This window comes from Sphingomonas sp. (genome assembly GCF_965200105.1).
Taxonomy (GTDB): Bacteria; Pseudomonadota; Alphaproteobacteria; order Sphingomonadales; family Sphingomonadaceae; genus Solisphingomonas.
The window spans coordinates 1,142,310-1,155,378 of the sequence record NZ_CBDATN010000002.1 but is presented as its reverse complement, the minus strand read 5'-3'; the positions used below and the strand labels follow the sequence as shown (position 1 = coordinate 1,155,378).

General features: G+C 67.8%; 13 protein-coding genes, 1 tRNA gene and 1 pseudogene. 5 read left to right on the top strand and 10 right to left on the bottom strand.

Annotated features, from left to right (window positions below; all coding sequences use genetic code 11):
- Window positions 1-379 precede the first annotated feature (379 nt).
- The 4 genes and pseudogenes from ACOFKX_RS06960 to ACOFKX_RS06945 all read right to left on the bottom strand — a co-directional run.
- Window positions 380-766 (bottom strand): DUF1622 domain-containing protein, encoded by a 387-nt coding sequence (locus ACOFKX_RS06960; RefSeq protein WP_419826311.1) that lies wholly within the window; start codon window positions 764-766, stop codon window positions 380-382.
- A gap of 13 nt (window positions 767-779) precedes the next feature.
- Window positions 780-1,268 (bottom strand): MgtC/SapB family protein, encoded by a 489-nt coding sequence (locus tag ACOFKX_RS06955; RefSeq protein ID WP_419826310.1) that lies wholly within the window; start codon window positions 1,266-1,268, stop codon window positions 780-782.
- Window positions 1,258-2,346 (bottom strand): sodium:calcium antiporter, encoded by a 1,089-nt coding sequence (locus tag ACOFKX_RS06950; protein WP_419826309.1) that lies wholly within the window; start codon window positions 2,344-2,346, stop codon window positions 1,258-1,260. The genes ACOFKX_RS06955 and ACOFKX_RS06950 overlap by 11 nt, the downstream gene beginning before the upstream one ends.
- Before the next feature lie 76 nt (window positions 2,347-2,422).
- Window positions 2,423-3,199, bottom strand: a pseudogene (locus ACOFKX_RS06945) (bacteriorhodopsin); the annotation flags it as partial.
- 278 nt (window positions 3,200-3,477) lie between these two features.
- On the opposite strand from ACOFKX_RS06945, the gene ACOFKX_RS06940 reads away from it, so the two are divergent.
- The 3 genes from ACOFKX_RS06940 to ACOFKX_RS06930 all read left to right on the top strand — a co-directional run bounded on the left by ACOFKX_RS06940 (window position 3,478) and on the right by ACOFKX_RS06930 (window position 6,930).
- A complete protein-coding gene (locus ACOFKX_RS06940; RefSeq protein ID WP_419826308.1) occupies window positions 3,478-5,697 on the top strand; it encodes a PAS domain-containing protein in 2,220 nt (739 codons plus the stop codon).
- A 625-nt stretch (window positions 5,698-6,322) separates the two neighbouring features.
- Entirely contained in the window at window positions 6,323-6,583 is a 261-nt protein-coding gene (locus ACOFKX_RS06935) for a recombinase family protein (protein ID WP_419826307.1), read from the top strand.
- A complete protein-coding gene (locus ACOFKX_RS06930; protein ID WP_419826306.1) occupies window positions 6,571-6,930 on the top strand; it encodes a hypothetical protein in 360 nt (119 codons plus the stop codon). Before ACOFKX_RS06935 ends, ACOFKX_RS06930 begins: the two co-directional genes overlap by 13 nt.
- A gap of 236 nt (window positions 6,931-7,166) precedes the next feature.
- Here the strand turns inward: ACOFKX_RS06930 and ACOFKX_RS06925 are convergent.
- A tRNA-Arg gene (locus ACOFKX_RS06925) sits at window positions 7,167-7,243 on the bottom strand.
- 57 nt (window positions 7,244-7,300) lie between these two features.
- Here ACOFKX_RS06925 and ACOFKX_RS06920 point away from each other — a divergent pair.
- Window positions 7,301-8,035, top strand: a complete 735-nt coding sequence (locus tag ACOFKX_RS06920) for a queuosine precursor transporter (RefSeq protein ID WP_419826305.1) — start codon at window positions 7,301-7,303, stop codon at window positions 8,033-8,035.
- Between the two features lie 4 nt (window positions 8,036-8,039).
- On the opposite strand, the gene purQ is transcribed toward ACOFKX_RS06920, so the two are convergent.
- The 4 genes from purQ to purC all read right to left on the bottom strand — a co-directional run bounded on the left by purQ (window position 8,040) and on the right by purC (window position 10,949).
- Window positions 8,040-8,705 (bottom strand): phosphoribosylformylglycinamidine synthase subunit PurQ, encoded by a 666-nt coding sequence (gene purQ, locus ACOFKX_RS06915; protein WP_419826304.1) that lies wholly within the window; start codon window positions 8,703-8,705, stop codon window positions 8,040-8,042.
- A 4-nt stretch (window positions 8,706-8,709) separates the two neighbouring features.
- A complete protein-coding gene (gene purS, locus ACOFKX_RS06910; RefSeq protein WP_419826303.1) occupies window positions 8,710-8,940 on the bottom strand; it encodes a phosphoribosylformylglycinamidine synthase subunit PurS in 231 nt (76 codons plus the stop codon).
- The gene (locus ACOFKX_RS06905) at window positions 8,937-10,100 is read right to left on the bottom strand and encodes an acyltransferase family protein (RefSeq protein ID WP_419826302.1); all 1,164 of its coding nucleotides are present in this window, start codon (window positions 10,098-10,100) and stop codon (window positions 8,937-8,939) included. The genes purS and ACOFKX_RS06905 overlap by 4 nt, the downstream gene beginning before the upstream one ends.
- A 69-nt stretch (window positions 10,101-10,169) precedes the next feature.
- Window positions 10,170-10,949 carry a phosphoribosylaminoimidazolesuccinocarboxamide synthase gene (gene purC, locus ACOFKX_RS06900; protein WP_419826301.1) on the bottom strand — a complete coding sequence of 260 codons (780 nt, stop codon included), beginning with the start codon at window positions 10,947-10,949 and terminating at the stop codon, window positions 10,170-10,172.
- Window positions 10,950-11,132: 183 nt separating this feature from the next.
- On the opposite strand from purC, the gene ACOFKX_RS06895 reads away from it, so the two are divergent.
- Entirely contained in the window at window positions 11,133-12,116 is a 984-nt protein-coding gene (locus ACOFKX_RS06895; RefSeq protein WP_419826300.1) for a bile acid:sodium symporter family protein, read from the top strand.
- On the opposite strand, the gene ACOFKX_RS06890 is transcribed toward ACOFKX_RS06895, so the two are convergent.
- Window positions 12,049-13,062 (bottom strand): phosphatase PAP2 family protein, encoded by a 1,014-nt coding sequence (locus ACOFKX_RS06890; protein ID WP_419826299.1) that lies wholly within the window; start codon window positions 13,060-13,062, stop codon window positions 12,049-12,051. The genes ACOFKX_RS06895 and ACOFKX_RS06890 overlap by 68 nt on opposite strands.
- Window positions 13,063-13,069: the final 7 nt, after the last annotated feature.

Sequence of the window (13,069 nt, the reverse complement as noted above, 5' to 3'; positions counted from 1 at the left end):
CGCTCCAAGCCATTAACAGTGAGCGAGGTCAAAGAAGAGAGCGTGTCCGAACACAAGGAGGGCGGGCGTACCTTGCGCTGGTCCTTGTCTCTCCTTCGCAAGATGCAGCTGAGCATCGAAGCGCATCCCGGCCGTTGCGACGAGGAGCTTGGTGCAAGACCGCAGCAGGGACAACGTGCCGGCCGTTCCGGCGGACGACGATAGCTGCGTCCGCTACCTCGGTGCTGCCGAAAGGCGGCCTCAGATTGGCGGTGCAGGGCTGGCCGCTGCGACACCGCGATCGGCTCCCGCGGAAGCTTCTTCTCGATAGATCGGACGTGACGGTGGCCGCCGTCCGGGTCTGCCAAGTCCGAACATCCCCCGATCTCCTGCGGTTCCGTCATGGCTCTTTCCCAGCCGACCGGCCAGGCTGGGCATTGCGCCTCTTCTGCCAGGGCCAGCGCCCCTCGATTTCTACCTCGAGGGAAAAGCTGAGGAACGTGCGGATCAGCACAATGCCGGCGAGCACGACTAGGCTGCGGATGGTCGGTTCGACCGCGACGGTGTTGATGATGTCCGCCGCGACCAGGAACTCCAAACCGAGCAGGATCGACTGGCCGAGGCTCGACCGGAAGCGGGACACGAGCAGGTCGCGCGAGGCGGTTCGCCGGACGAGTCGGACGAGAAACGACGCGAGCGCTCCGAACGAGCCGACGACGATGATCGCTGTGCCGACGATCTCGACCAATCGGGTCACGAGGTGGACCCAGGCGGCCTCGTCGATCATGGTTCCTCCACCATCACGGCCGGTCCGTCATATCGCGGCGATCTTGTTCGCCGTTCGAGGCGCGCGCACGATCGCGGATGTGCCGCTCAATCGAGGCGCCGATCAGCAGCACGACAATGGCGAGCGCGGTTCCCCCGACCAGGAGAGGCCACACCGCCAGCGCCGCCGCGGCGCCCATCGCCGCGGCGACCCAGATGCTCGCCGCCGTTGCCAGCCCATGGACCTGGCTGTCGTTGCCGCCATGGAGCAGCGCGCCCGCGCCGATAAAGCCGACCCCGGACAACACGCCTTGGACGACACGTCCGGCGGCGTCGGCGTTCATCTGCGGCAAACCGCTATGGACGATCGCCTGCACCGCGATGCAACTCGCCAGCGCGACCAGCGTCAGGGTGCGAAGTCCCATGATCGCCCGGTTCTGCCGTGACCGCTCCCAGCCAAGCACCGCGCCCGCCAACGTCGCGACGCCTAGGCGGACCAGCATGTCACCCCATTCAGCCGCCATGATGACCGCCCAGCGCAATGGCAAACAAGCCCGCCGTCCCAATGACGTAGAGGATCAGCACGGCAAGCGAGTCGACGCCCATGCCGAGCACGCGTCGCTTCGGCCTAAAGATAAGCCCCGTCAAATAGCCGCTGGTCAGCAAGATCGCGAGACCCGCCAGGTAGATGTCGGTATCCTGCGCCTGCGGCAGCACCGCCCGGCCCGAGATCAGCGTCGCCGGCAGGAAAAGTACCGGCAGAAAGGCGTTGCCGCCGAAGATGTCGCTGATCGCCAGCTGGTAATCGCCGGCGCGCGCCGAAGTGAGGCCGGTTGACAATTCGGGCAGCGAGGTCGCCGCCGCCAGCACGGTCGCACCGAACAGCACGCCGCTCATCCTGATATGATCGGCGATGCCGTCTCCCGCACGCTCGAGCACCACGCCCGCAACCAGCGTCACGACGGCGGCGATCACGAACACGGTCGCGGCGCGCGCGGTGCTGTGGCCCTCGCGGGTCGCCTGCTGCTCTGTCCTGGCCTGCGAATGACCTTTGGGCTGAGCCTGCGTGTTCGGCGCGTCGCCGGCGCTGTCATGCCAGGGAAGGCCCTTGTTCGCGCGGCCGATCAGCCAAACGCCGAGCACCCAGATCAGCGCGATCGCGAGCGCGTCCGGCCCGACGCGGAACGCGATCAGGGAGCTGGGCAACTGCGTGCCCATGATCGCCACGACCAGCACCGCCACGACCAGCAATCCCTCGATCACCAGCGTCAGACTCGCCGCCTTGTAGGTCAGCGAGACCTTCTCGCGCATGCCAAAGGCGTCGAGCGCAACGAGCACCAGCGTCTGGATGCCGATCCCGCCGAGGATGTTGCCGACCGCGACCCCGGTGTTGTTCGACGCCGCCGCGCTGACGGTAATAGCGATTTCGGACAGGTTGGTGGCGATGGCGAGCAGGATCACCCCGCCCAGCGCCTGACCCAGACCGAGCCGCTGCGATAGCACGTCCGTCGCGTTGGAGAGCTGAATACCCGACATCCAGATCCCTCCGGCGGCGACGGCGAAGATACCCAGCAGAGGCAGGAGTGAAAAGGATTGGAACATGAGGTCCTCGTGATTGTCGCCGGTCAGAGCACGGCGGATCGCGTTCGGGCGATCGAGCGCCGATGAAGGCCACCAGCGGTGCTGCCGCGGCGAACAGGAGGCAAACCAGCGCTAGATCGGCGATCGCGGCCCACGCCGCTCTGCCTAGCCACGCCTCGCGGGAGATCGTCACCGCCGCCGCGAGCGCCCAAATGCCCGCAAGCGGCCCGGCGATGATGGCCTCCATCGCCCCTGCCCGGCCGCCCACCAGCGCGGCGAACAAGCGGGCAACCTCGCCCGAGTGGACCACCGCGGGAACCACGATCGGCGTGGCCCCGTGTGCGGCTACCGCGAGCCAATCGACGCCGTCTGGCATCTCGCCGGCATCCGGCATGCCGAAAAACGACCGGGTAGGCGAACCACGTCGCCGACAGGATCGTGGCGTTGGTCTTGTAGAGCTTGGCGGCGCGCGGGCCGGACTTATCGGCTTCCCCGCAAACCGGCCCCACAGGCCGATATAGATAAACGCGAATGCGCCGGAACTGATCAGGAACCAGATCCACTTGGCCGACGACCCCGCCGGGCTGAGTCCGGCGACAATCATGTAGACGTCGGTGAACACCAGTCCGAGCAGTAGTGCCCAGCGGCGAAATGGCGAATGCATCGCTGTCAGGCAAAGCCCGGCAAGCAGCATCGGCGTGGTGATCGCCCAATCGAAATAACGGGCGACGTAGAACTCGCGCCCATCAGCCAGCACGAGCGACCCCTGTCCCAACGCCATGGCAAGATAGGACGCCGTCGCAGCGAGGGTCACGAACAGGTGCAGCAAATAGCGGTTCTCTTCGTCGCGCGTGCGCCGGTTCCAGCCTATCACGAGAAGAATGGCCGACCCCCGCCGTCATGGCGGCAAAGCCAAACCAGAGCCAAGCCGATATCGGCATGCCGCGATCCTCCTTCAAGGAAGTTGCAGCAACGGGCCTGGACGTCTTAGTCTCCGGTTTCCGCTCGGTTTTTTCCGTCTCCTGACCTGGGTTAAGCCGTTGGTCTAACGTCAAAGCGAAGCGCGCATCGCCGCCGGCCGACGAAGGAGTTCTGGAGCTTATCGCGTGGTCACGCATTGCGACCACCACCTCGGGTAACATCAGGATTGAAATGGAACCACAACCTGGCCAGGCCGCAGAGCGGAACGACGAAGATGCCGTTCTTCGTCAGCAAGCGGTGCTCGCCAAGTTCGGAGAGATGGCGCTCCGGTGTGATGACCTGGACGACATCCTGACTGAGGCATGCCGATTGATCGGCGAGGCGCTCGACACCGACCTCGCCAAGGTCATGGCACTCCAGAACGACGGTGAGACGCTGCTGGTACGCGCGGGCGTCGGATGGAAACCGGGCATCGTTGGCTGCGTCACAGTCAAGGCCGTCGAGGGATCGTCGGAGGGGCACGCGCTCAAGACAGGGGGGCCGGTCGCCTCGGCGGATATCGAGCAGGAGGATCGGTTCGACTATGCGGATTTCATCAAGGACCATGGCGTCAAGGCGCTGGTCAACGTCATCATCATCGGGCCGAGGGACGAGAAGCCTTTCGGTCTGCTTCAGGTGGACAGCCGCACCCCTCGCGACTTCGACGAGACCGACATCAATTTCCTGCGCGGCTATGCGAATCTCCTAGCGGCCGCGGTCGAGCGCCTCCGCAATCTGGCCCAACGCGACGAGGCCGAAGCCCGTCTGCGCGAGAGCGAGGATCACTATCGGGCCTCGGTCGAGCTCAATCCCCAGATACCCTGGACGGCCGACCCGCAAGGCGGGATCACCGGCTTCAGCGACCGCTGGCTCGCATTGACGGGGCTGACCCGCGAGGCGGCGATGCGGGAAGGCTGGATGCAGGCTCCCCATCCCGACGATCGGCCGCGCATGGCGGCGGCGTGGCGCCACGCGGTCGCCACCGGCGAGCCGTACGACGTCGAGGCTCGGATCGGCCATGCCGGTGGCGAGTATCGCTGGCTGCGCATCAAGGCACTGCCGCGACGCGACGACCAGGGGGTGATCGTCGGCTGGTACGGCACCACCGAAGACGTCGAGGAGCGTCGTCGGCTTGAGGATGCGCTGCGTTGCGCCAACCAGATGCTGGAACAACGCGTGCTGGAACGCACGGCTCTGCTTGAGGAGGAGCAGCGCCAGCGGCTGGAGGCCGAGGAGTTGCTGCGCCAGAGCCAGAAGATGGAGGCGATCGGCCAGCTCACCGGCGGCGTGGCGCACGACTTCAACAACCTGCTGACGGTGATCCGCGGATCCGTCGACCTGCTGCGCCGCGACAACCTCACGGCAGACAAGCGGACGCGGTACATCGACGCGATCAGCAGCACCGCGGAGCGCGCCGCCAAGCTCACCGGCCAGTTGCTGGCCTTCGCCCGTCGCCAGTCACTCCAGCCCGAAGCGTTCGACGTCCGCAAGCGCCTGGGCGGGGTGGCGGAGATGCTGGACAGCGTGACCGGAGCCAGAATTCGCATCCTCACCGACGTTCCCGACGTCCCTTGCGTCGTCAGGGCCGATATCAGCCAGTTTGAGACGGCGCTGATCAACATGGCCGTCAACGCCCGCGACGCGATGGACGGGGAGGGAACGCTGACGATCGCGGTCAAATTTGGCCAGGTCATGCCTGTAATCCGCGGCCATGCCGGCGGGCCCGGCCCCTTCGTGACGGTGGCGCTGACCGATACCGGCGCCGGAATCCCGATGGAGGACCAGAGCCACATCTTCGAGCCGTTCTTCACCACCAAGGAGGTTGGCAAGGGCACCGGGCTTGGACTGAGCCAGGTGTTCGGGTTCGCGAAGCAGTCGGGCGGCGACGTCGACGTGGAGAGCGAGCCCGGCCGCACGACGTTCACGCTGTTCCTGCCGGAGGCGGGAACGGACCAGTTGTCGGTCGAGAAGGCAGGCGGCAACGCAATCGATGCCGAGGGCAAGGGCCTGTGCGTGCTGATCGTCGAAGACAATGTCGAAGTCGGTCGCTTCTGCACGCAACTGCTGGAAGAGTTCGGCTACCGCACCGTATGGGTCACCAGCGCCGAAGAAGCGCTTGCTCGGTTGGGCGACGACGGCGCCGGCATCGACATAGTGTTCTCCGACGTGGTGATGCCCGGCATGGGTGGGATCGAGCTTGCCAAGGTGCTCCACCGCAGGTTTCCCGAGCTGCCGGTCATTCTCGCCAGCGGGTATAGCCATGTTCTGGCGCGGGAGGGTGCCGATGGCTTGGAGCTGTTGCAGAAGCCCTACTCGGCAGATGAACTGACGGGCACAATCAGCACGGTGGCGCGGCGGGGGCGCCGGGGCGGAACCCGCGCTGTCGATGCGGCCGCTGCCCTCGGCCGCTAACGCGAAAACGTGCGCGCCGGAGGCTGTCTCCTGCCACGTCGTCGCCTCGATCTTGGCCTTGGCCTCGTCCAACCCGGTCGTGCGCTGCTCAATGAAGTCGACATCCAGGATGGGGTGCTTCTCCTCCCGTCAGTTCTTCTCCTCAGTGGCAAGCACGTGCTTGAGCATGCCCATCATCATCGTGATGTCGTCGCCTGCCTTGACTTGGAGGTAGAGCGTTGAGATCTGCGTTTCCTCGCCTGTCAGCATCTCCTGCGGGTTCTTGAAGGTCTCGAGTCCCTTCTCGCGGAGGGGTTTAAAGTGACGATCTGGACGCCGCGCTTCACCGCTTCAGTGCCGCACGCCGGTTGCGCTGCGCGATCTACACGTGCGATTCGACCGAGGAGGGCTTGACCAGGTCTTCAACAGCCCCGATGCCCCGCGCCGCCTGCATCCTAGGTCAGCGCCACGAGGGCTGGACGCTTCATCCTGGCCGCTACGACGATGGCGGCTTCACTGGCAGCAAAACATGACGCGCCCTCAAGCGCCTGCTCGACGATATCGCGACGGGACGAGTCGCTGTGATCGTCGTCTTCAAGATCGACCGGCTGACTCGCAGTCTTGCGACTTCGCGAAGATTGTCGACGTGCGCGACGAGGCGGGCGCGAGCTTCGTGTCGGTCACCCAGGTGTTCAACACCACGACCAGCATGGAGCGGCTGATGCTGAACGTCCTCTTGTCCGTCGCGCAGTTCGAACGCGAGCTCATTGCCGAGCGCGTCCGCGACAAGGTGGCGGCATCGAAAGTCAAGGGCATGTGGATGGGCGGTCCGGTGCGTCCGGCTACGGTGTCCGAGATCGCAAGCTGGTCGTCAACGAAGCCGAGGCGGAGTTCGTGCGCGACATAATGCGGCGCTACCTCGCAGCGAGATCGGTGCGCGCCCTCATCGTCGAGCTCGCGGCAAACTGCATCGCCACCAAGCGGCAGCGGCTGCGCGACGGTCGTATCGAGGCAGCGCGCGATGCGGCAGTACGCTGCGATAAGCTGGTCGCCGCGCTTGTCCGTGGTCATCAGGCGCGCGAGCGGCTGCGATCGGCCTCGACGCTGATTGGCACCGCGCTGACGGAGCTGCGGCGTGCGGCGCGCCTGTGTTACCTTGCGCCGGACATCATCGACGCCATCCCCGACGGCCGTCAGCCGCGTTCGCTCACCTCGCGGATGCTCTCCCGCGTGCCGGATTTTCCGGTTTGCTGACGCCGGCAGCGGGTTCTGCTCGGCTTCGCCTGACCAGCGCCCAACGGGCGCAGCTCCATCAGTGGACAGGATTTTAGGTAGTCGAGACGCTGCCCTGGAAGCGCCGTCTCGGCGCCGCTACAGAGTGTCTCCTGGCCACGGCTCGAGCGCCGCTCCGGAGAAAATGGCCCGGGACTGCGCCATTTTCGCGAGCCGACATGAGGGTGCCCTACAGGCTCGAGTGCGAGTGGAATGCGTGGCGCGCCCGGAGGGATTCGAACCCCCGACCACGAGCTTAGAAGGCTCATGCTCTATCCGGCTGAGCTACGGGCGCCCGATCAGGGCACATAGCGTGGATTGCGCGCGCGCGGAACCGCGATACTCTGGCGGAATGACGGACGGGGGGGAGCTGCGCGCGGTCAATGCCGGCGCGCTCGCGGGGCGGCCGCTGCGGTGTTTCGACTTCACTATGGCCGCGTTCGTGACGGTGTTGCTGCTCTCCAATGTCATCGGTGCCGGCAAGATGGCGACGCTGACGCTCGCGGGCCACGCCTTCACCTTCGGCGCCGGGATCCTGTTTTTCCCCGCATCCTACATCCTCGGCGACGTGCTGACTGAGGTGTACGGCTATGCCCGCGCGCGACGCTGCATCTGGGCAGGGTTCGCAGGGCTGCTGTTCATGGCGGTGATGAGCCTCGTCGTGGTGGCGCTGCCGCCGGCGGCGGGCTGGGGAGGACAAGCCGCCTACGAGGCGGTTTTCGGCGCGGTGCCGCGCATCGTCGCGGCCTCGATCACCGCCTTCTGGGCGGGCGAGTTCGTCAATTCGTTCGTGCTCGCGCGCATGAAGCTGTGGACGCGCGGACGCTGGCTGTGGACGCGCACCGTCGGCTCCACGGTGGTCGGGCAGGCGGTGGACAGCCTGATCTTCTACCCGCTCGCCTTCCTGGGCGTCTGGTCGGCGGCGGGGGTGACGCAGGTCGCCGTCACCAACTTCGCGCTTAAGGTGGGCTGGGAGGTGCTGCTCACTCCGCTCACCTATCTCGTCGTCGGCGGCCTCAAGCGCGCCGAAGGCATCGACGTCTTCGACCGCGGCACGGACTTCACGCCGTTCCGCGCCAAGTTGTGAGCGGTCAGGACAGCGCCGCCACCAGCCCCTCGAACAGGCGGCGGCCGTCGGCGCCGCCGTGCGCAGGCTCGATCATGCGTTCGGGGTGCGGCATCATGCCGAGCACGTTGCCGGCGTCGTTGACGATGCCGGCGATGTTCCGCGCCGAGCCGTTAACCGCGCAGCCGTAGCGGAAGGCGACGCGGCCGTCGCCCTCAAGCCGATCCAGCGTCTCGTCGTCGGCGGCGTAGTTGCCGTCGTGGTGCGCGACGGCAACGCGGATCGTCTCGCCATCGTCGTAGCGGCTGGTGAACATGGTCCGTGCGGAGGCGACCTCCAGCGCCACGTCGCGGCAGACGAAATCGAGATTGGCGTTGCGCATCAGCGCGCCGGGCAGCAGCCCGGCTTCGGTCAGGATCTGGAAGCCGTTGCAGATGCCGAGCACCGCGCGGCCCTCGGCGGCCGCATCCGCCACCGCGCGCATCACCGGCGATCTGGCGGCGATCGCCCCGGTGCGGAGGTAGTCGCCGTAGGTGAAGCCGCCGGGGACGCCGATCAGGTCCAGTCCACCGGGCAGGCTGGTCTCGGCATGCCACACCATCGCGGGCGCCTCGCCCGTCGTCTCGCGCAGCGCGACGGCGAGATCGCGATCGCAGTTGGAGCCGGGAAAGACGATGACGGCGCTCTTCACGGGCTCAGATCCGCTCGATTCGGAAATTCTCGATGACGGTGTTGGCGAGCAGCTTGCGGCCCATCTCCTCGATCTCGGCGTCGCCCGTGCCGTCCGCAACGTCGAGCTCGATCAGCCGCCCGACGCGGACGTCATTGACCTGCCCGAAACCCAGCCCGGCGAGCGCCGCGTGGACCGCCTTGCCCTGCGGATCGAGCACGCCGGGCTTCAGCGTGACGACGACACGAACCTTCATTCCAAGCTCCCGATCGGCGCCGGCTCCATGGCGGAGGAGGACGCGTGCGGCAAGTCCCGCGCCAGCCGGCCGCCCGACAGCAGGTTGGCGAGCCGCGGCGCTGTCGCGATGAGCAGGCGTCCGAGCAGCATCGTCGCGCCGAGCGCGAGCAGCGGTTGGACAAGCAGGTATGGGAGATAGCCGGAGCTTCCCAGCGGCCCGGTCGCAAGTCCGATCACCGGGCCCAGCAACCAGATGAAGCAGAGATGCGCGCAGAACAGCAGGAAGGCGTAGCGCTCCACGCCGAGTGCGGCGCGGCCCAGGGCGGTGGGCACCAGCGCGAGGGCGATGCGCCACATCGCCACCGCCGCGGCGACGCGCAGCGGCAGATCGAAGGCGTCGGCGGCGGCGACATGGTCGAGCAGCCACCGCGCCGCCTCCACCGACAGCAGGATCTTCACCGCCGCCAGCAGGACATAGGGGAGGAGGGTGGGGAGCAGGCGCCAGCCGGCGACTTGCTCGGCGAGGCCGTGGCGACGCGCGAGGAGGCCGGCGAGGAAGAACAGCGCGATCTGCGGGCGGAGCAGGACGGTGAGCGTCTCGCCGCTCACTGTCCACGCCGTCACGGCCAGGAGCAGGAGGCCGAGCGTCCGGTCGGATCGCCGCGCCAGCCACGGGGCGACCAGTAGGCAGAGATAGAGGTCGCGCAGGAAGCCGATTTGGACGTTGATCGGGTTGGGCTCGGTCGCGCAGGTCAGCCACTCGACGAGCTCGGCCGCTCGGTGCGGAACGGGGGCCCTGAGGTGACCCCATGTGGCGGCGCTGGAGACGAGCGCGAGCGCGATGCCGTTCCACGCGATCATCGGCGCCAGCACGGTGCGCGTCTTGGTGCGCGCGAAGCCCCGCGCGCCGCGCCGTTCCGCCGACGGCGCGGCGAGCCAGCCCGAGATCGCGCCGAGCAGCGGCACCGCCGAGCGCCCGACGAGTTCGATCAGCGTCCAGCGCACGATGCCGCCGCTGCTCTGCGAGAGCGCGAGCAGCGTGTCGCCGTCTCGCCCCGTCCAGGCATGGACGTAGACGATGCCCAGGATGCAGAGCACGCGGGCGATGCCGATGGCCTGGCCTACGGGCGGGCCGGCGGCCGCCTCGACGTTCCGTTCGTGCTGAGCCTGTCGAAGCACAGTTCTTCCCTGGGAGGCAGAACGGCCCTTCGGCAAGCTCAGGGCGAACGGTGGTGAGAGGAAGCCGTCTTACTTGCCCCGCTTCTTGCGGTGGCTCTCCATGTCGAGCACGGCGGTGTCGGCGCCCTCGGGCAGCAGGCCTAAGCGCCGCGCGACCTCCTGATAGGCCTCGACCTCGCCGCCGAGATCGCGGCGGAAGCGATCCTTGTCGAGCTTCTCGCCGCTGGTCGCGTCCCACAGCCGGCAGCCGTCGGGGCTGATCTCGTCCGCCAGGATGATCCGGGCGAAGTCGTTCTCCCAGATCCGCCCGAACTCCAGCTTGAAGTCGACGAGGCGGATGTTGATGCCCGCGAACAGCCCGGTGAGGAAGTCGTTCACCCGGATCGCCATGTCCGCGATGTCGTGCATCTCGTCCTGGCTGGCCCAGCCGAAGCACGCGATATGCTCCTCGCTCACCAACGGGTCGCCGAGCGCGTCGTCCTTGTAGTAATATTCGATGATCGTGCGGGGAAGCTGCGTGCCCTCCTCGATGCCCAGCCGCTTGGCGAGCGAGCCGGCGGCGACGTTGCGCACCACCACCTCGATCGGCACGATCTCCACCTGACGGATGAGCTGCTCGCGCATGTTCAGCCGGCGGATGAAGTGGGTGGGCACGCCGATATTGCCAAGCATGGTGAAGACATGCTCGGAGATGCGGTTGTTGAGCACGCCCTTGCCCGAGATCGTGCCCTTCTTCTGGGCGTTGAAGGCGGTGGCGTCGTCCTTGAAATACTGGATCAGCGTGCCGGGCTCGGGGCCCTCGTAGAGGATCTTGGCCTTGCCCTCGTAGACCTGGCGGCGGCGTGCCATCGATTGCGGGCTCCTCGGGCTCGGCCCATCTCCGGAGCGGACGGGGCCGTACAAACGAACCGCCCCGCGCGACAACCCTCGCGGGCGCGCACGGGGCGAGGCGCCGCGCTATAGGCCGAACGCCGAAGCGGTGCAATCGCAAGCGCGCTTGCCGATCGTCCAGCGGGAGACGATGAGCGCGAGATGCTCGCGCGTCTCAAGGAGCTGTTCGATCCCTTCCTCGCGGCGCTGATCGCGACGGTCGCGGCGGCCAGCCTGCTGCCTGCGCGCGGGCAGGGGACGGCGATCGTCGACCTGGCTGGCGACGCGGCGATCCTGCTGTTGTTCTTCCTCCACGGCGCCAAGCTGTCGCGCTCGGCGATCGTCGCGGGGCTCGGCAAGTGGCGGCTGCACCTCGCCGTGCTGGCGACGAGTTTCGCCGCCTACCCGCTGCTCGGCCTCGCCGCCGGCTGGGCAGCGCGGCCGATCTCGCCGACGATGGCGCCGGGGCTCGTCTTCCTGTCCCTGCTGCCGTCCACGGTCCAGTCGTCGATCGCCTTCACCTCGATCGCGGGCGGCGACGTCGCGGCGGCGATCGCCAGCGCGAGCGTGTCGAACCTGCTCGGCGTTATTGTCACGCCGCTGCTTGCCGCCGCGCTGATGGGAGCGGCCGGCGGGGGTGGCCATCTTGGCCGCGCTATCCTCCACGTCGGCGGGCAGCTGCTGCTGCCGTTCGTGGCGGGGCACCTGGCGCGGCCGTGGGTGGGCGGCCTCGTGGATCGCCACAAGGCGCTGGTCTTCCGCGTCGATCGCGGATCGATCCTGCTCCTCGTCTACGCGGCTTTCTCGGCGGCGGTGGTGGAGGGCGTGTGGCGGCGGACGGACGCGACCGACCTCCTCGTGGCGCTCGCGCTCGGCATCGCGATGCTTGTTGCGGTGCTAATGTTGACGAAGGCAGCGACGCGCCTGTTCGGCTGGCCCGTCGCCGACGAGATCGTGCTGCGGTTCTGCGGGTCGAAGAAGAGCCTGGTATCGGGCGTCCCACTCGCCGCCGCGATCTTCCCGGCCGCTCAAGCCGGCGTGGTGTTGCTGCCGGTGATGATCTTCCACCAGGTGCAGCTCATGGCATGCTCGGTCCTGGCGCGGCGCTACGCCATCGCGCACGAGCGGGAACGCGCCAGCGGATGACGGCATCGACCAGCGCCAGCGCGACGAGCGCCACCCCCGCGCCCATCAGCATATCGACGAGGTAGTGCGTGCCCTCGACCGGCGTCGCCAGCAGCATCGCCGAATTGAGCGCGAGGATCGGCCAGCGCAGCCGCCGGCATCGCCAGCCCACCGCCACGTAGAGCACCGCGCTCGCGGTATGGAAGCTTGGCGCCCCGACGAGGCCGTGCAGCGCCATCAGGTCGACCTGGTGGAGTTCGTGCAGGCGCAGCCTGGGCGGCAGCTCGGCCTGGAACAGCCCGCTCACCGGCACGTAGGGCAGCCGCGCCGCCGTCATAGACGCGAGCGGCCCGCGCACGGGCAGCGCTCTCGCGATCGCCAGCGTCAGCACCGCCGCCGTCCAGAAGGCGGCAAGGAAGCGGCGCGCCTCGGCGGTGCGGCGCGTCCGGGCAAATTGGCCGATCAGCAGCGCGGGCGTGACGAAGATGCTGAGATAGGCCGCGCGCCCGAGCGTCTGCGCCCAGTGATGCGAGGCCACGAAGACGTACCATACCGGCCAGTGGAAGCCGAGCATCGCGTCTGCGCGAACGAGCGCCGCGTCGACATAGCCGCCGCCGCCCGCTGCGACGGGGTAGGCGGCGACCGCGCCCGTGAGACAGAACAGCGTGAACAACGCGGCGTGCGTCACCGTCTCGTGCAGGGCACGGCGCCATCCGTCCACCGCGTCGCGCAGGAGGTAGAGCAGCAGCACGGCCATGCCAGCGCCTGCGCAGGCGAGGTCGAGCGGCCGCGCGCCTACCTGAAGCGCCAGGTCGGCGGAAGCGAGCAGCGCGCAGACCGCGACGCAGCCGATCGCCGCGGCCGTCACCAGCCAGCCGAGCGGCAGTGGCTCGATCCTTGCGCGGGCGGTCGGCGGAGCGACCCGCGCCGCCTTCCCCGGATCGCTCGCGTCGATCATCCTCGCCATCAGCGTC